The 15,858-nt window shown below is 66.8% G+C and carries 16 protein-coding genes; 6 read left to right on the plus strand and 10 right to left on the minus strand.

Features of this window, described 5'->3' with window-relative positions; translation table 11 throughout:
• Positions 1–177: 177 nt before the first annotated feature.
• The 7 genes from IP83_RS19095 to IP83_RS19125 all read right to left on the minus strand — a co-directional run bounded on the left by IP83_RS19095 (position 178) and on the right by IP83_RS19125 (position 7,577).
• Positions 178–1,188 (minus strand): type II secretion system F family protein, encoded by a 1,011-nt coding sequence (locus IP83_RS19095; RefSeq protein ID WP_054123830.1) that lies wholly within the window; start codon positions 1,186–1,188, stop codon positions 178–180.
• 8 nt (positions 1,189–1,196) lie between these two features.
• Positions 1,197–2,168, minus strand: a complete 972-nt coding sequence (locus tag IP83_RS19100) for a type II secretion system F family protein (RefSeq protein ID WP_054123831.1) — start codon at positions 2,166–2,168, stop codon at positions 1,197–1,199.
• Positions 2,169–2,247: 79 nt separating this feature from the next.
• Positions 2,248–3,570: a pilus assembly protein CpaE gene (locus IP83_RS19105; protein WP_054123832.1), complete on the minus strand. Its 1,323-nt coding sequence runs from the start codon at positions 3,568–3,570 to the stop codon at positions 2,248–2,250.
• A 3-nt stretch (positions 3,571–3,573) separates the two neighbouring features.
• Positions 3,574–4,245: a CpaD family pilus assembly protein gene (locus IP83_RS19110; RefSeq protein WP_072379581.1), complete on the minus strand. Its 672-nt coding sequence runs from the start codon at positions 4,243–4,245 to the stop codon at positions 3,574–3,576.
• Between the two features lie 14 nt (positions 4,246–4,259).
• Positions 4,260–5,975 carry a type II and III secretion system protein family protein gene (locus IP83_RS19115; RefSeq protein WP_054123833.1) on the minus strand — a complete coding sequence of 572 codons (1,716 nt, stop codon included), beginning with the start codon at positions 5,973–5,975 and terminating at the stop codon, positions 4,260–4,262.
• A 1-nt stretch (position 5,976) separates the two neighbouring features.
• Positions 5,977–7,029 (minus strand): Flp pilus assembly protein CpaB, encoded by a 1,053-nt coding sequence (gene cpaB / locus IP83_RS19120; RefSeq protein ID WP_054123834.1) that lies wholly within the window; start codon positions 7,027–7,029, stop codon positions 5,977–5,979.
• A 59-nt stretch (positions 7,030–7,088) separates the two neighbouring features.
• A complete protein-coding gene (locus IP83_RS19125) occupies positions 7,089–7,577 on the minus strand; it encodes a prepilin peptidase (RefSeq protein WP_054123835.1) in 489 nt (162 codons plus the stop codon).
• Between the two features lie 105 nt (positions 7,578–7,682).
• Between IP83_RS19125 and IP83_RS19130 the strand changes: the two genes are divergently transcribed.
• The 3 genes from IP83_RS19130 (at position 7,683) to IP83_RS19140 (ending at position 10,037) form a co-directional block, all read left to right on the plus strand.
• Positions 7,683–8,651, plus strand: coding sequence for an alpha/beta hydrolase (locus IP83_RS19130; protein WP_054123836.1), 969 nt, complete (start codon positions 7,683–7,685; stop codon positions 8,649–8,651).
• 6 nt (positions 8,652–8,657) lie between these two features.
• On the plus strand, positions 8,658–9,773 hold the full coding sequence (locus IP83_RS19135) for an FAD-binding oxidoreductase (RefSeq protein ID WP_054123837.1): 1,116 nt from the start codon (positions 8,658–8,660) through the stop codon (positions 9,771–9,773).
• Between the two features lie 78 nt (positions 9,774–9,851).
• Positions 9,852–10,037 (plus strand): DUF1508 domain-containing protein, encoded by a 186-nt coding sequence (locus tag IP83_RS19140; RefSeq protein ID WP_054123838.1) that lies wholly within the window; start codon positions 9,852–9,854, stop codon positions 10,035–10,037.
• 24 nt (positions 10,038–10,061) lie between these two features.
• On the opposite strand, the gene rnhA is transcribed toward IP83_RS19140, so the two are convergent.
• Genes rnhA through ispH form a run of 3 tightly spaced genes read right to left on the minus strand, consistent with a single transcriptional unit; the run spans position 10,062 to position 12,473 of the window.
• Entirely contained in the window at positions 10,062–10,493 is a 432-nt protein-coding gene (rnhA, locus tag IP83_RS19145) for a ribonuclease HI (RefSeq protein WP_054123839.1), read from the minus strand.
• On the minus strand, positions 10,490–11,482 hold the full coding sequence (thrB, locus tag IP83_RS19150; protein ID WP_054123840.1) for a homoserine kinase: 993 nt from the start codon (positions 11,480–11,482) through the stop codon (positions 10,490–10,492). The genes rnhA and thrB overlap by 4 nt, the downstream gene beginning before the upstream one ends.
• A gap of 10 nt (positions 11,483–11,492) precedes the next feature.
• Entirely contained in the window at positions 11,493–12,473 is a 981-nt protein-coding gene (ispH, locus tag IP83_RS19155; RefSeq protein WP_054123841.1) for a 4-hydroxy-3-methylbut-2-enyl diphosphate reductase, read from the minus strand.
• Positions 12,474–12,604: 131 nt separating this feature from the next.
• Between ispH and IP83_RS19160 the strand changes: the two genes are divergently transcribed.
• From IP83_RS19160 to IP83_RS19170, 3 genes are read left to right on the plus strand one after another with little or no spacing between them, the layout of a single operon-like run.
• A complete protein-coding gene (locus IP83_RS19160; protein WP_054123842.1) occupies positions 12,605–13,291 on the plus strand; it encodes a hypothetical protein in 687 nt (228 codons plus the stop codon).
• 36 nt (positions 13,292–13,327) lie between these two features.
• Positions 13,328–15,088, plus strand: a complete 1,761-nt coding sequence (gene argS, locus IP83_RS19165; protein ID WP_054123843.1) for an arginine--tRNA ligase — start codon at positions 13,328–13,330, stop codon at positions 15,086–15,088.
• A gap of 4 nt (positions 15,089–15,092) precedes the next feature.
• Positions 15,093–15,842: an SPOR domain-containing protein gene (locus tag IP83_RS19170; RefSeq protein ID WP_082364859.1), complete on the plus strand. Its 750-nt coding sequence runs from the start codon at positions 15,093–15,095 to the stop codon at positions 15,840–15,842.
• The last annotated feature ends 16 nt before the right edge of the window (positions 15,843–15,858 follow it).

Raw genomic sequence — 15,858 nt, forward strand, 5'->3', positions numbered from 1 at the left:
GGTGAAGGCTTAGGGAAGCCCCCCTCCGCCCGCCTGCGGCGGGCCACCTCCCCATTTGCGTCTGAGACGAAAATGGAGAGGAAAAGGCAGGCCCTCCCCATTCTTGCGAAGCACAAATGGGAAGGTGGCGCCCGAAGGGCTGACGGAGGGGTATTCCTACCCCCCCACAATCTGCCTTTACGTCTTCCGGTTGAGGAAGTTGTCGCTGATCGAGCAGGCCGCCGGGCCAAGGATCACGACGAACAGCGTCGGCAGGATGAACAGGATGAGCGGGATCGTCATGATCGCGGGTAGACGCGCGGCCTTTTCCTCCGCGCGCATCATGCGCTCGTTGCGGAATTCGGCCGAGAGCACGCGCAGCGCCGAAGCGAGCGGCGTACCATAGCGCTCGGTCTGGATCATGGTCGTCACCACGCCCTTCACCGATTCGAGGTTCACGCGGTAGGCAAGGTTCTCGAACGCCATGCGCCGTTCGGTCAGGAACGAAAGCTCGATGGCCGTCAGCGCGAATTCGTCGCCGAGTTCGGGATAGGCGCGACCGAGTTCACGCGCGACGCGGGCGAACGCGGCGTCGACGGTGAGACCGGCTTCGGCGCAGATCACGAGGAGGTCGAGCGCATCGGGCAGACCCTTGCGGATCTCCTTGGTGCGCTTGTTCATCATGTTCGTGATCCACAGGTCCGGGCCCTTGTAGCCCAGGATAACCATGCCCGCGAACAGGCCGAACTTCTTGAACGCCGACCACAGCGGGAAGTAGTTCACCCCGTAGATCAGCACGCCGAAGAACAGGCCCAGCACGATCGGCCCGATCATGCGGGCGAGCACGACCGCGACGGCCCATTCCTTCTTGCGGATACCGGCCTGCGCGAGGCGCTGCTGGATGTCCTTAAGCTGGCTGTCCTGCAGGACCTTCAGCGATTCAAGGAAGGTCTTGATGTTGTCGGTCGTCTCGTTGCGGCGGACGATGCTCTGGCGCTTCTTCGCGTTGACCGTGACGATGCCGGACTTGAGCTGGTCGCGCCGTTCGTTGAGCGCCTTGACGCGCTTGGCCATCGGATCGCGCACGGTGATGGCGGCGTAGATCGCCAGCAGCATGGCGGCGGCGGCGATCCCCATGAGGATCGAGCCGACGTAGATGACATCGACGCCGAGGAGCGTGGGGCCGTGCGGGGGAGGGGTGACTGCCATGGTTGCTCTCAGATCTCGAAGTTGACCATCTGCTTCATGATGAAGGCGCCGATGCCCAGCCAGATGAGGCCGCCGATGCCAGCGATGATGAGCCGCTCGTCCACGAAGAATTGCCCGAGGTAGCGCGGGTTGATCGAATAGATCAGCGCGAACACGATGAACGGGAGCGAGCCGACGATATAGGCCGAAGCCTTGGATTCAGAGCTCATCGCCGCGATCTTGAGCTTCATCTGTGCGCGCTTGCGCAGCACGTCGGCAAGGTTCGCCAGCGTTTCGGCGAGGTTGCCGCCGGTCTCGCGCTGGATCGCCAGCGTGATGCAGAAGAAGCTGAACTCGGCCATGTCGAGCCGGTTGGCGGTTTCCTGGAGCGATTCATCCATGGTCCGGCCAACCTTGATGCGATCGGTCACGAGCTTGAATTCCTCGCCCACCGGGCCCGGAAGTTCGGTCGCCACCACGCCCAGCGTTTCGGTGATCGGCAGACCTGAACGCAGGCCGCGCACCAGCAGCTCGAGCGCATCGGGAAACTTCGCGACGAAGCCCTTCTTGCGCTTGTTGATCGCGCGCCCGACCATCCAGTGCGGAATGCCCGCGCCGACCAGCACGCCCACGCCGAGGCCCAGCAGCGGCGCACCGGTCCTGAGGAACACGAGCAGCGCAACGCCGACGGCGAGGCCGAGCGAGGCATAGACATACTGGGTGAGCGTCCAGCCCTTGCCGGTCTGGTGCAGGCGCAGCGCCAGCGCTTCGAGGCGCGAGCCCGAGCCCGCCTTCTTGAACGTGGTCGGCTTGCGGTTGGCGACAGCCTTGCGGTACTGCGCCTCGACTTTGTCCACCGCGCTTTCCGAATGGCGGAAGCGCACGGTCTGCAGGCGGCGCGATGCTTCGCGGCTGGCCGAGGGACCGCTCAGCGCCAGCGCCATCAGCACGAGAACCAGCGCAGCGCCGAGGCCAAGGATCACGAGTTGCATCATGTTCATTGCCGGGTCCTGCCAGTTCTTTCAGTACGTGCGAGACCGGCGCGCGGGTCCCGGATGGGGGCCATGCGCCGACTGCGGATCATGCGGGGGTGCCGGCCTTGGCCTTGCCGGACGGGAGGATCTTCTTGAAATCGAACTTGCCGAGCAGCGAGGTCTTGCCTGCCGCCGCGTCGCCGCCCTTGTCCGCGGCCTTGTCCTTCGCCTTGCCCTTGCCCTTCACCTCGACGACTTCGCCATCGGTGCCGGTGGCGATGATCGCGGTGCCCAGATCGCGCATCGCCGCGCCCGCCTTGCTGGCGCGATTGGCGGCCACGAAGGTCTGGCCCAGCTTGGCCGCATTGGCCGCCGCCTTGATGTCGTAAGGCACGACGTAGTTGATCTTGCGCTCGATCGAGGCTTCGAAGTCCGAACGGCTGATCTCGCCGATGCCGGAGTGGACCTTGTTGGCCACCACGATCGTCTCGGCGTGCTTGGCGTTGGTCTTGAGCCACGACAGCAGGCGGATCGCATCGCGCGCACCGGCCAGGGTGAGCTCGGTGACCACGACCACCACGTTCACGTCCGCCAGCAGATGCGGGAAGTTGATCAGCATGTTGCGCGGCAGATCGATCATCGTCATTTCGAACGCGTGGCGGAATTCCTCCTCCAGCTGGACGAAGGCGCTGCCGTCGGTCATCAGCGGGGCGCTGATCGGCGCTTCGGCCGAAAGGATCGCGAGGTTGTCGTTGGCGCGGATCATCGCGCGTTCGATGAACAGCCCGTCGATGCGGCTCGGATTGTCGATCGCGTCGGTGAGGCCGCGGCCCGGCTCGAGATCGAGCGTGAGCGCGCCGGTGCCGAAGTGCACGTCGAGATCGAGCAGCGCGGTCGGCATGCGGTGGTCGCTGCTGAACAGCCACGCCAGCGAAGTCGCGATGGTCGAGGCGCCGACGCCGCCGCGCGTGCCGACCACGGCGGTCGAGACGTGGCGCTGGGTCGCCCCGCCGTCAGCCGACTTGGGCGCGGCAAAAATCGCCTGCGCCTGCACCAGCGCATCGCGCACCTGGCCCGGCGTGAGCGGCTTCAGCAGGTAGTCCTGGATGCCCGATGCGAGCAGGTCGCGGTAGAGGCGCACGTCGTTGACCTGGCCGACCGCGATCACCACGGTGCCGGGTTCGCAGACCTCGGCCAGCGCGTTGATATCGCTCAGCGGGTCGCCGCTTTCCGAAAGGTCGACCATCAGGATCGCCGGCGATGCGGCAATCGACAGCGACTGGATCGCGTTGCGCAGGCCGCCCTTGTTGCACTTTTCGGGCTGCCAGCCCATGTCGACCGTGACCGGACGCAGCACGTCGAGGGCGGCATCGTCGCACATGAAGGCCGCGAACATGTCGCGGTTGGCGGTTTTCCAGGTTGCGCTCATCGATCAGTTACCCCCGGACTTGCTGGAAATGACCTTCAGGCCCTGCGCACCCGTGGGCGGCGTCTCGCGCCAGGTCTGGATGGCTTTCGTATTGCTCTGGACCAGCGTGGTGCTCATGCCCTTGGTGCCGCGCACAAGGTCTTCCTTGTTGGCGACCATCGCGGCCATGTTGCCGTTGATCGCGCAGCCATAGTTCGACGAGGTGGCGCTGCTGTTCTTGTTGTCGACCTTGGTCGCCCAGTCAGGGCAGCCGGGGACATAGGCCTCGGTGCGCGAGACGACGACGCGGGCCGTGCCCGGCGCGATGGCGCCTTCGGTCACCGGGGCAACCGCAGCGAGGAGAATGCCGAAGCGGCCGGCCACCTTTTCGACCGAGTCGCGGGTCTGGTCGGAATCGACTGGATCGTCGAGCGAGATCCGGTCGCCATAGCCGAGGTCGAGCGCATCCAGCCAGCCGGCAAGGCGGCGCTGTTCGGACACGGCGAGGCCGCCGCCGGGCAGCGTCGAGACATCGAACACGAAGCTGCTGCGCTGGACGACCGGCTGGTGCACGCTCTCAAGGCTGCGGTTCAGTTCGGCCGAGGGCGCGTTGCACGCCGCCAGCGGCAGGCTCAGCATGCCTGCAAGGAGAAGGACCCGGGCGGTACCCTGGATGCGGGGCATAGGGATGGACATGGCTTGGCCCTTTCTCACTTGAGATTGAAGCCGGGCGCGACATCGGCGCTGGCCTGGCGATTGCGGGTGGGACGGCTGCTCTTGGGCGGCGCGGCGGCCGGTGCGACAGGCGCGGCGGGCAAGGCTGCATCGATGCTTGGCGCATCGCCGGCCGGGGCGTCGAGCGCACTGACCTTGGGACCGTTCGACTGGACCGTGCCGGACTTTTCGGTCGGCTTGGGGCGGTCGCCGCCGGTCACGCCGTCGGATTCGAGATGGCCGAGCACCTGTTGGAGCGCCGTGGCCGACTTGAAACCGTCGGTCGGCAGCTTGATCTCGCTCGCGTCGACCGGGTTCACCAGATAGGGGGTCACGATGATGACCAGTTCGGTCTCGCCCTTCTGGAACGAGGTCGAGCGGAACAGCGAACCGAGGATCGGGAGGTCACCCGCGCCGGGCATCTTGGTGATCGTGTCCTGCGCGTTGTTGCGCAGCAGGCCGGCGATCATGAAGCTCTGGCCCGAGCCAAGTTCGATCGTGGTTTCGGCGCTGCGCACCGTCAGCGCGGAGACGCGGAAGCTGTTGCTGATGATCGCGCCGTCGGACGAAAGTTCGGAGACTTCCGGCCGCACGCGCAGCGAAATCCGGCCATTGGAGAGAACCGTGGGCGTATAGGCAAGGCTGATGCCATACTTCTTGAATTCGATCGCGGTGTTGCCGAGGCCGGTCGAGATCGGGATCGGGTATTCGCCGCCCGCGAGGAAGTTGGCCGTCTCACCCGAAAGCGCGGTCAGGTTCGGTTCGGCAAGGCTGGTGACGAGGCCGATGGTCTCGCCAAGGTCCAGCGCGGTCAGCACGTTGAGGCCGAACAGCTTGCCCATCAGCGCCAGCGTGGACTGGCCCTGAAGCGGCGTGACGTTCGTGCCGGGCCGGGTCACGATACCCAGAGGGTTCGAGGCTGTGGCTGCGGTGGCGTCGAAAGTTTGTCCGGTCACGCTGGAGCCGATACCCAGCGGCAGATTGGGATCGGTCGTGAAGGTCGACGCCGGACCGCGGCCAGTGTTGACGCCCCACTTGGTGATCTTGCCGCTGCCGTCGATCGTCGTGATGTTCGAGCCGATCTGGCGCACCAGCGAGCGGTTCACTTCGGCAAACTTCACATGGAGGTTGACCTGCAGCGGGGTCGCCATCTTGAGGCGGCTGATCACCGTCGTCTTCGTGTCGACGAATGCCTTGACCAGGCGCTCGGCCTCGGCGGCATCCTCGGGCGCAGCGATCGTGCCGGTGAGCAGCACGGTGTTGTTCATCGTCGAGGTGACGATGCGCGCTTCGGGCATCGCCAGCTTCAGCATCTGGTCGATGCTGTCGATGTTGGTGCCGACGCGGACATTGGCCGACCACACCACATCGCCGTTCGAATTGCTCGCGTAGACGGTGGTCTCGCCGCCAGACTTGCCGAACACGTAGAGCTGGTTGGTGGACTTCACCTGCACGTCGGCCACCTGGTCGTTGGCGACGAACACGTCGGTCATCCTGCCGGGCAGCGTCACGAGCTGGCCGCGGCCGATCGAGATCGCGATGCTGCGGGCCGGGCTGGTCACCGACTGGGCCGCAACCGGCGCGGGAGCCGCGGCCAGCGCCAGCGGAACCGCGAGTGCAGCGAGCGGGAGCAGCTTGGATGCGATACGGGCCTTCATGGTCATGCCTTTCGCGGGCGGAATCTGGGCCTTGAGGGGAGCGGTCGTGTTCATCTCACTTCGCTCCCACTTTGACTTCGGTGGTGTCGCGGCCGCGGGTCACACGGACCACCGGACCGGGGAAGAACATGGCGCGGGCGGCATCCGTCATCGAACCGCCGGTGCCGGGCATCGGCATGGGCCGCTGACCAAAGGAGGAGATCGCCTTGGCCACCGCCTGCGCGGCGGCAGCCGGATCGGTCACCTTCTTCGGCTGGAAGCGCGAGACATCGCCGCCGGAGACGTAGCTGTTGCCATCGGCCTCGATCGGCTTGGTGACCGCCTGCTTGAGGATGCGCTCCTCTTCGGCCTTGCTGGCGCCCGCGGGGATCTTGATCTGGCCGCTGGCAAGCGCCTGTTCGAGTTCGCTCGTGTTGTCGGCCAGCGAACGCAGCGAGAGCGAGATCGTGCCGATGGTCTGCGCCACCGCGATCTTCTCGGCGATCTTGGGCGTGGCTTCGACCGTGACGGTGCTGTAGGTGCGCACGCGGGTCTTGCCCTCGATCTGCTCCTGCTCGGTCGACTGGTCGGTGGCGAGCACGCGCAGGTTCTTGAGGATCGTCTCGGCGGTCTTGAGCGTCTGGCCCACGCCCTTCACCGACTGGGTGAGCACGAGGTCGATGTGGTCACCGGGGAAGACAAAGCCCGCAACGGCGGTACGCGCGCTCACCGGAATGGTGACGGCGCGCATGCCCGGCCCGAGTGCGGCGGCAAGGAAGCCGCGGTCGCCGGGAGCCACGAGGCTGCCCTGCGTCACCGGTTCGCCCGCCGTGATCGGATGGCGTACGACCGTGCCGAGCAGCTTCGACATGTCGGTCTTGTCTTCGGTGAAGTAGACGTCCTGGACAAGGTCCTTCGGCCAGGGCTGATAGCCCATGGCGTCGGCCGTGATGATCGTGCCGGCGGGAAGTGCGCGGTTGGCAACGAGCACCTTGGCGCCCATCTGCACCTTCGCGGCGGCCGCTGCTTGCGGCGATGCGGCGCCCGCAAACATGCTTCTGGCAGCAAAGGCCGTACCGATCGCCACGATCAGCGCCCCCACCAGCAGCAACAGCTTCTTCCTGTCCATGGCTTCAATCCTGCCGTTAGTTCTGCCCGCCTGTTTCGGGCAAAATGGTTAAGATAGCGTCAGCCCGCCAAAGGAGCGTGAACTGCGGTCCAATCGGTTGTCGTGATGATCCAGAGTCCGGCGGTCGCGATGGCGATGCCGTAGGGAATCTTGAGCTTGTCCTTCTGGCGCCGGGCGATGTGCCACATGCCCATCGTGATGGTCAGCACGCCGCCCGCGAGCGCCATGATGACCAGCAGCTTGAGGAACAGCAGCGCGGGCATCCACAGTGCCAGTGCGGTGAGCAGCTTCACGTCGCCGCCACCCATCGCCTTCAGCGCGAAAAGGCCGGCCAGCGCGAAGAAGGTGACCACAGCCAGCCCCAGCTGCAGCGCGACACCCGGCCACAGCGGCAGCGCGGACGCCCACCAGAACAGCGGTGCGCCCAGCGCAATCGCGGCGTTCAGCCAGTTGTCGATCTGGCGGCGGCGGATATCGGTGATCGCGGCAATCGTCAGCGCGATTGCCAAGGCCCCGACCAGTCCGTAAACGATGTGAGTTCCCTGCATGAGGGCTCTCATACGGGACAATCACTTACCAAACGGTAACCAAACGAGCGCCGCAATTCCGCGCACTTGCGGATGCGTTCAAGGTATCGTGACAGGAGTTGTGGCGTGAACGCAGGCTTGGCGAGTGGCGATACGCGGCGGTCGATTCCCGCCTCGGCGCGCGAGTGGCGCTGGGCGCTGCCTGATGGCCACGAGATCCGCCGCATCGCCATCGATCCGCCCGCCGGAGTGCGCCCGCGCGGCTCCATCCTGTTCATGCCCGGACGCGCCGATTTCTACGAGAAGTATCTGGAATCATTGGTGGAATGGGCCAATGCCGGATGGCATGTCAGCGCCGCTGACTGGCGCGGGCAGGGCGCTTCGGGCCGCATGACCGCAAACCCCATCGTGGGCCATATCGCCGACTTCTCGATCTGGATTGCCGATCTTGCCGCGCTGTGGGCAGACTGGGTGCGAACGACGCCCGGACCGCACGTTCTGGCCGGGCATTCGATGGGCGGGCACCTCGTGCTGCGCGGCGTGGCGGAAGGCGCGGCCAGTCCCGATGCGGTCGTGCTCAGCGCCCCGATGCTCGGATTCGTCACCGCGATTCCGCAGTTTGTTCAGCATGTTTATGGAAAGCTGATGTGCCTGATCGGTAACCCCGAACGCATGGCCTGGGAATCGAGCGAGAAGCCCGGTTCGGCAAGCGACGAGCGCATGACCCTCCTCACCCACGATCTGGAACGCTATTCGGATGAGCTGTGGTGGCGCGCCGCGCGGCCCGAACTGGAGATTGGCCCCGCCAGCTGGCGCTGGGTCGAGCGCGCCGCCGCCTCGATCGAGAGCCTGCGCGCGCCCGGCGTGCTCGAAGCGGTGATGGCGCCCGTTCTGCTGCTCGCCGCCAGGAAGGATGCGCTGGTTTCGTGGCCCGCCATCGAGCAGGCCGCCGAGCGCCTGCCGCGCGGCGAACTCGTCGCATGGGGCCCCGAGGCGCGCCACGAACTGCTGCGCGAAGCCGATCCCGTGCGCCGACAGGTCATGGCCGCGATCACCAGCTTCCTCGACCGCGCCGTCCCGGCCAGGGCGGGGTAATCACGGGTGAGTGCTCTCGAAACGTTCGACGTCGCCATTGTCGGCGCAGGGATGGCGGGCTCAAGCCTTGCCGCCGAATGCGCCCCTCACGCCCGCGTGCTGCTGATCGAGGCCGAGGATACCCCCGGCTACCACACCACCGGCCGCTCCGCCGCGTTCTGGCATGAGACTATCGGCGGGCCGAAGATCTATCCGCTCACCGCAGCATCGGGCGACTGGCTGGCAGAGCACGGCTTCCTCAGCCCGCGCGGCGGCCTCCACATCGGACGCGAGGACCACCGCGCCAAGGCCGAAGCCTTCGTCGCGGAATTCCTCGAGGCCGGCGCGCGGATCGAGCTGATCGGGCGCGAGCGGCTCGAGCAGATCGTGCCCGGGCTGCGCCCCGAATGGATCATCGGCGCATGGGAACCCGAATGCGCGGACATCGACGTCGCCGCGATGCACCAGCACTACCTCGCCGCCGCGCGCAGGATCGGCAGCGTTCTCAGGGTTCGCGCGCGTCTCGACAGCGCGGAGCGCAGCGGCGGCGAGTGGACGCTCTCATGGAACGGCGCCGCCGGACCGGGCTTTGCCCGCGCGGCGCTGCTGGTCGATGCGGCCGGGGCCTGGGCCGATCCGGTGGCGCAGCTGGCCGGTGCCGCACCCTTGGGCATCCAGCCGATGCGCCGCTCGATGGTGCAGCTGCGCATCGATCCCCCGCCGCCTGCAACGCTGCCGCTGACCCTCAGCTTCGACGAGGATTTCTATTTCCGCCCCCAAGGCGACCGGCTGTGGCTCTCCCCGCACGACGAGACACCCGACGTGCCCCGCGATGCCGCGCCGGAAGAACTCGATATCGCCATGGCAATCGACCGGATGGAGCAGGCGGTCGACTGGAACATCCGCGCGCTGGAGCGCCGCTGGGCGGGCCTGCGCAGCTTCTCGCCCGATCGCCTGCCGGTCTACGGCTTCGATCCCGCGCGCGAGGGCCTGTTCTGGTTTGCCGGGCAGGGCGGCTTCGGCATCCAGACCGCGCCCGCCGCCGCCCGCCTCGGCGCGCAGCTGCTGCTCGGCCTCCCGCGCGATGCGATGACCGCATCGATCGCTGCGGAGATCTATGCGCCCGCCCGGTTTCGCCGGTAGCGGCGCAATTCGGACTCCCAACAAGGTCACCGCGTGGTAAAGAGCGTTTAGGTAGATTTACCAGGGAGGGTTAATCCGATGGCGCACCGTTTCGAGATCCGGAAGAACAAGGCGGGCGAGTTCGTCGCCTATTTCTGCCACAATGCCGAGACGATTTTCTGGACCGAAGGCTACAAGTCGAAGGCCAGCGCGAAGAACGCCATCGAGTCGGTGCTCAAGAACGGCCCCGGCGCCGAAGTGGTCGACACCACCACCGACGATTGATCGACGCGGCCTCTGATCGCAGGGTCAGGCCGCGATCGCCGCGTCGCTTGCGAGCTTGTCCACACGCTCGTTTTCGGGGTGGCCGTCGTGGCCTTTCACCCACACCCATTCGATCTTGTGCGGGCGCGCCGCGGCCAGCAGCGCGCGCCACAAGTCCTCGTTCTTGACCGGCTTGTTATCGGCCGTCTTCCAGCCCTTCTTCTGCCAGCCGAACACCCATTTGGTGATTCCGTCGAGCACGTAGCGGCTGTCGGTATGGAGCGTGACCTGGCAGGGTGCCTTCAGCGCTTCCAGCCCCTTGATCGCGGCCATCAGTTCCATGCGGTTGTTGGTTGTCTCGCGCTCGCTGCCCGAAAGTTCCTTCTCCGCCTCGCCCATCCGCAGCAGTGCGCCCCAGCCGCCCTTGCCGGGATTGCCCTTGCATGCGCCGTCGGTGAAGATCTGCACATGCTTCATGCGAAGACCTGCGGGTTGGCCTTGTAGAAGCCCAGCCGCCGCGCCGGACCCATCGGGTCCTTCGGCGTGACGAGCGCATCCGCCGGCGTGTTCAGCCAGTCCCACGCGCGGCTCATCGCAAAGCGCATCGCCGCGCCTTGCCCAAGCAGCGGCAGCGCGGCGCGTTCGTCCGCCGAAAGCGGGCGCACGCTTTCATAGCCCTTGATCAAAGCCTGCGAGACATCGGGCTGGAACACATCGTTCTTGTCGAAGCACCACGCGACATGAGTCACGGCAAGATCGTAGGCAATCAGGTCGTTGCAGGCGAAGTAGAAGTCGATCAGGCCGGTGACCTTGTCGCCCAGCATCAGCACATTGTCCGGAAACAAGTCGGCATGAATCACGCCGGCGGGCAGGTCTGCGGGCCAGCTTGCCGCAAGGCGCGGCAGCTCGCTGGCGACAATTTTCGCCAGTTCGGGATTGATCCGCGCCAGCCCCTCCGGCCCGCACGCCGCTGCCAGCCGCTGCCATTCCGCCACGCCCATGCCATTGGCGCGGCTGGTCGGAAAATCCGCCGCCGCCAGATGCAGCCGCGCCAGCTCGGCCCCCACCGCGCGCGCCTGCCCGGCCGTCGGCGTACTCACCGAAACCCCCGGCAGATACTCGATCAGCGCCAGTGCCTTGTCCCCGTTCGGGCCGTACTCGCTGACGAAGAGATTGCCCTCGCGGTCATGGATCGTGCGCGGCACCGGGCAGCCCTTGGCGGCCAGATGATCGAGCAGCGAGAGGAAGTAGGGCAGGTCCTCCAGCTCGATGCGAAATTCGTACATCGTCAGGATGAACCGCGCGCTCGCGCCATCCTTGCCGCCACCTGGGCCAGTCGTCTCTAGCAGCCAGTTGCTGTTGGATACGCCCTCGGCAATGCCCTTCGCGGAAACCAGCGTGCCCACGTCGAAACGCGCGATCAGCGCGGACATCTCCTCCGCGCCGAGGTGGGTGTAGACGGCCATGGCTCCCGGCTTACTCGGTGAGTTGGCGGGGCAGCTTGAACACCATCTTCTCGACCGTGGTGGTCACGGTCTCTTCCTCCACCGTGCGCCATTCGCGCAAGGTATCGATCACTTCACGCACCAACACTTCGGGCGCGGAGGCCCCGGCGGTGAGGCCCAGCGTCTCGACGCCCTCAAGCCAAGCGGGATCAATCTCGCCGCCGCGCTGGATCAGCCGGGCCTTGGTGCCCTCGCGCTCGGCCACTTCGACGAGGCGGAGCGAGTTCGAGCTGTTCGGCGCGCCGATCACCAGCAACAGGTCGCAGCGCTCGGCAATCGCCTTGACCGCCGCCTGCCGGTTGGATGTCGCGTAGCAGATGTCTTCTGCGCGCGGCCCGCTGATGTCCGGAAAGCGCGCCCGCAGCGCCGCCACGATCTCGCGCGTGTCGTCCACCGAAAGCGTCGTCTGGGTCAGAAACGCGAGCGGCTTGCCCTCCGGAAAATCGAGCGCGGCGACGTCTTCCAGCGTCTCGACCAGCGTGATCGCGCCGTCCGGCACCTGGCCCATCGTGCCGATCACTTCCGGATGGCCCTTGTGGCCCACGAACAGGATATGCCGCCCGGCCTCGACATGGCGTTCGGCCTGGCGGTGGACTTTGCTCACCAGCGGGCAGGTCGCATCGAGCCAGTCGAGCCCGCGTTCCGTCGCGGTCGCGGGGATCGTCTTGGGCACGCCATGCGCGGAAAACACCACCGGCGAACCATCGGGCACTTCGTCGAGCTCCTCGACGAAGATCGCGCCCTTTTCCTTGAGGCCATCGACCACATAGCGATTGTGCACGATCTCGTGCCGCACGAACACCGGCTGGCCATAGCGGTCCAGCGCGCGCTCGACGATCTCGATCGCGCGGTCGACCCCGGCGCAGAAGCCGCGCGGGGCGGCGATCAGCAGCTTGAGCGGGGCAAGCGCTGCGGTGGGGGCATCGGGCGAAGCGGAAACGGTGGTGGTCATCACGAGGGACCTTAGCAGGCGGGCGGCCTCTCGCAAACCCGCCACGAAGGGGCCAAGATCGGGGATGTAGCATTGCACCATGGGGGCACGGTGGCTAGAGGATGCGCTTCAAGTTGCCCAAGGATGCCTGAATGACCTCGTCCGCCTTCCGCCCAGCCACGTTCCGGCGCCTTGCTCCGCTGGCTGCGCTCGCCCTCGCGGGCATGCTCGGCGCCTGCAAGGGCGGCGGCGGCGAGCTGGTGGTGGACGACAGTGTCGGCGTGACCGCGCTGCGCAGCCCGTGCCCGCTGGTCGAGATCCCGGAAATGACCGGCGACATCACGCTGTTCTCCGCGCCCGGCCGCAGCGATGCGGGTGCGATCGACGTCACCGCCGCGATCACCAATCTGCGCGGCACCTGCGACGACAGCAAGGGCGCGACCCAGCTCGACACCGCAGTCACCTTCGACGTTCTCGCCCGCCGTACCGACACGCGCGGCGCGCGCCGGGTGACACTGCCCTACTTCTCCGCCGTCATGCGCGGCGGCAATGTCGTGATCGCCAAGCGCCTCGGCACGATCACGCTCGATTTTGCCGATGGTCAGGAACGCGCGCAGGCCGTGGGCCGCGCGGGTTCGGTCGTGGACCGCAACGAGGCGACGCTGCCCGCCAATGTGCGCAAGCTCCTCACCAGAAAGCGCAAACCCGGCCAGGCCGACGCCGCCACCGATCCGCTCGCGCTGCCCGAAGTCCGCGCCGCGCTCGCCAAGGCGAGCTTCGAACAACTCGTCGGCTTCCAGCTGACCGACGACCAACTGAAGTACAACGCCACGCGTTGATTGCGGGCCTATCCCGCTTCGGCTAACGGCGCGGGCATGACTGAGACCGCAAACGCTTCCGCTCTCCCCCTGTTCGCCGATTTCGCCGGCGTGATCGACCGCGCGCTCGATGCGCTCGTCGCCGCCGGATCGCTGCCGGAGGGTCTTGCGCGAAGCGGCGTGACCTGCGAGCCGCCGCGCGAGGCAAGCCACGGCGATATCTCCACCAACGCGGCGATGGTGCTCGCCAAGCCCGCCGGCACCAACCCCCGCGCGCTCGCCGCGCTGCTGGTCGAGGAACTCGCCAAGGAACCCCGCGTCGCCTCCGCCGAGATCGCCGGGCCGGGCTTCATCAATCTGCGGCTGGCTGCAGCCGCGTGGCTGAACGAACTGCACCTGATCGCCGCCAAGGCGGGCGACTATGGCCGCTCCGCTATGGGCGGCGGCGCGATGGTCAACGTCGAATACGTCTCGGCCAACCCCACCGGCCCGATGCACATGGGCCACTGCCGCGGCGCGGTGGTGGGCGATGCGCTTGCCAGCCTGCTTGAGTTTGCCGGGCACAGCGTGACACGCGAGTACTATGTCAACGATGCCGGCGCGCAGGTCGATGTGCTCGCCCGCTCCGTGCACATGCGCTACCGCGAGGCTCTGGGCGAGGCGATCTCGATCCCCGAAGGCCTCTACCCGGGCGACTACCTCGTGCCGGTCGGGCAGGCGCTCGCCGCCGAATTCGGCGATCAATACGCCGCCGCGCCCGAAGCCGAGTGGCTGGTCCTCTTCCGTACCCGCGCCGTCGCCGCGATGATGGACATGATCCGCGACGACCTCGCCACGCTCGGCATCCACCACGACCTCTTCTCGTCCGAAGCCGAACTGCAGGCCTCGGGCAAGGTCGACGCCGCGGAAAGCTGGCTGCGCGCGCATGATCTGGTCTATGATGGCGAGCTCGAAGCCCCCAAGGGCAAGACGCCCGAGGATTGGGAGCCGGTGGCGCTGCCGCTCTTCCGCTCGACGAAGTTCGGCGACGATCAGGACCGCCCGATCAAGAAGTCGAACGGCGCCTGGACCTATTTCGGCGCCGACCTCGCCTACCACTTCCAGAAGGCACAGGCCGCCGATGCGCTCGTCGATATCTGGGGCGCGGACCATGCCGGCACGGTCAAGCGGATCAAGGCCGCCGTCGCCGCGCTGACCAGTGCGGACAGCGGCACGCCGAAGCCCTTCGAGGTCAAGCTCGTCCAGATGGTCCAGCTGATGAAGGGCGGCCAGCCGTTCAAGATGTCGAAGCGCGCGGGCAATTTCGTCACGCTCGCCGATGTCGTCGAGATGGTCGGCAAGGACGTGGTGCGCTTCACCATGCTCACCCGCAAGCCCGATGCGCAGATGGATTTCGACTTCGACAAGGTGGTCGAAGCCTCGAAGGACAACCCGGTGTTCTACGTGCAGTACGCGCACGCCCGCATCCGCTCGACCTTGCGCAAGGCGGCGGCGGAAGGCTTTGCGCCCTCGGCAGACCATGTCGCCCTGCTGGGCGAGGAAGAACTCGGCCTGATCAAGCTCGCCGCGCAGTTCCCGCGGATTGTCGAGGCGGCCGCCGCCGCGCGCGAGCCGCACCGCGTGGCCTTCTTCCTCTACGACCTCGCCGCGGGCTTCCATGCCTATTGGAACGTCGGGAATGACCGCCCGGACAAGCGCTTCATTGTGGCACAGGATGCAGCGCTCACATCGGCGCGTCTTTTCCTCGGCCTTCAAATCGGGCAAGTGGTAAAGAACGGGCTGGCCATACTAGGGGTGGAGGCCGCCGAGGAGCTTTGACGCGATGGTTACCGGCGCAGGGGACGAGAACGAGGGCCAGCTTCAGGGCTGGGGCGAGACGGCGGAGCACGCGGCGCACGAGGCGCATGATGCGATGTTCGAAAGCGCGCCGGATGATCGTCTCGCGCTCGGTGACGAGGAACGTCTGCCCTGGCTTGAAAGCGCCGACGATGTCGATTTCGATGACGCGGAGCCTGACAACAGCCGGATGATCGGTTTCGGTGTGCTGGCGGTGCTGCTGCTGGCCGCGCTCGTCGGCGGCATCTACTGGTTTACCCACCGGGGCGGCCCCGCTGCTTCGGCCGATGGCAGCCTGATCGCGGCGAGCAAGGAGCCTTACAAGATTGCGCCCAAGGATCCGGGCGGCAAGACGTTCCAGGGCACCGGCGATGCCAGCTTCAAGGTCAGCGAGGGCGAGAAGCCCGTCGCCACCCTTGCCGGCAGCAATGCGCCCGCGCCCGTACCGGCGCCCGCCCCCAAGCCGTCCGCTTCCGCTCCGGCACCAGCCGCACCCACCTCGGGTGTGGGCGTGCAAGTCGGCGCCTTCTCGACCGCCGCTTCCGCTGAAGCCGCATGGTCGAAGCTGGTCACCGCGCACGATGCCCTCAATGGCCTCTCGCACCGCGTGATCGAGGGCAAGGCCGACATGGCCACCGTGTTCCGCCTCCAGGCCGTCGCAGGCGATGTCGCCGCCGCCAACGCACTCTGCGCCAAGCTGCAGTCCGGCGGCCTCAAGTGCCAGGTGAAGCGCTGATCTAAGCACCCCTCCG

Source organism: Novosphingobium sp. AAP93 (assembly GCF_001296055.1).
Lineage (GTDB): Bacteria > Pseudomonadota > Alphaproteobacteria > Sphingomonadales > Sphingomonadaceae > Novosphingobium.

What these genes read in the sequence shown, in the direction of transcription:
- IP83_RS19100 (WP_054123831.1), bottom strand. Translation starts at nt 2,168, where the DNA reads ATGAACATGATGCAACTCGTGATCCTTGGCCTCGGCGCTGCGCTGGTT.
- IP83_RS19170 (WP_082364859.1), top strand. Translation starts at nt 15,093, where the DNA reads ATGGTTACCGGCGCAGGGGACGAGAACGAGGGCCAGCTTCAGGGCTGG.
- IP83_RS19140 (WP_054123838.1), top strand. Translation starts at nt 9,852, where the DNA reads ATGGCGCACCGTTTCGAGATCCGGAAGAACAAGGCGGGCGAGTTCGTC.
- cpaB (WP_054123834.1), bottom strand. Translation starts at nt 7,029, where the DNA reads ATGGACAGGAAGAAGCTGTTGCTGCTGGTGGGGGCGCTGATCGTGGCG.
- argS (WP_054123843.1), top strand. Translation starts at nt 13,328, where the DNA reads ATGACTGAGACCGCAAACGCTTCCGCTCTCCCCCTGTTCGCCGATTTC.
- rnhA (WP_054123839.1), bottom strand. Translation starts at nt 10,493, where the DNA reads ATGAAGCATGTGCAGATCTTCACCGACGGCGCATGCAAGGGCAATCCC.
- ispH (WP_054123841.1), bottom strand. Translation starts at nt 12,473, where the DNA reads ATGACCACCACCGTTTCCGCTTCGCCCGATGCCCCCACCGCAGCGCTT.
- IP83_RS19125 (WP_054123835.1), bottom strand. Translation starts at nt 7,577, where the DNA reads ATGCAGGGAACTCACATCGTTTACGGACTGGTCGGGGCCTTGGCAATC.
- IP83_RS19095 (WP_054123830.1), bottom strand. Translation starts at nt 1,188, where the DNA reads ATGGCAGTCACCCCTCCCCCGCACGGCCCCACGCTCCTCGGCGTCGAT.
- IP83_RS19105 (WP_054123832.1), bottom strand. Translation starts at nt 3,570, where the DNA reads ATGAGCGCAACCTGGAAAACCGCCAACCGCGACATGTTCGCGGCCTTC.
- thrB (WP_054123840.1), bottom strand. Translation starts at nt 11,482, where the DNA reads ATGGCCGTCTACACCCACCTCGGCGCGGAGGAGATGTCCGCGCTGATC.
- IP83_RS19115 (WP_054123833.1), bottom strand. Translation starts at nt 5,975, where the DNA reads ATGAACACGACCGCTCCCCTCAAGGCCCAGATTCCGCCCGCGAAAGGC.
- IP83_RS19160 (WP_054123842.1), top strand. Translation starts at nt 12,605, where the DNA reads ATGACCTCGTCCGCCTTCCGCCCAGCCACGTTCCGGCGCCTTGCTCCG.
- IP83_RS19110 (WP_072379581.1), bottom strand. Translation starts at nt 4,245, where the DNA reads ATGTCCATCCCTATGCCCCGCATCCAGGGTACCGCCCGGGTCCTTCTC.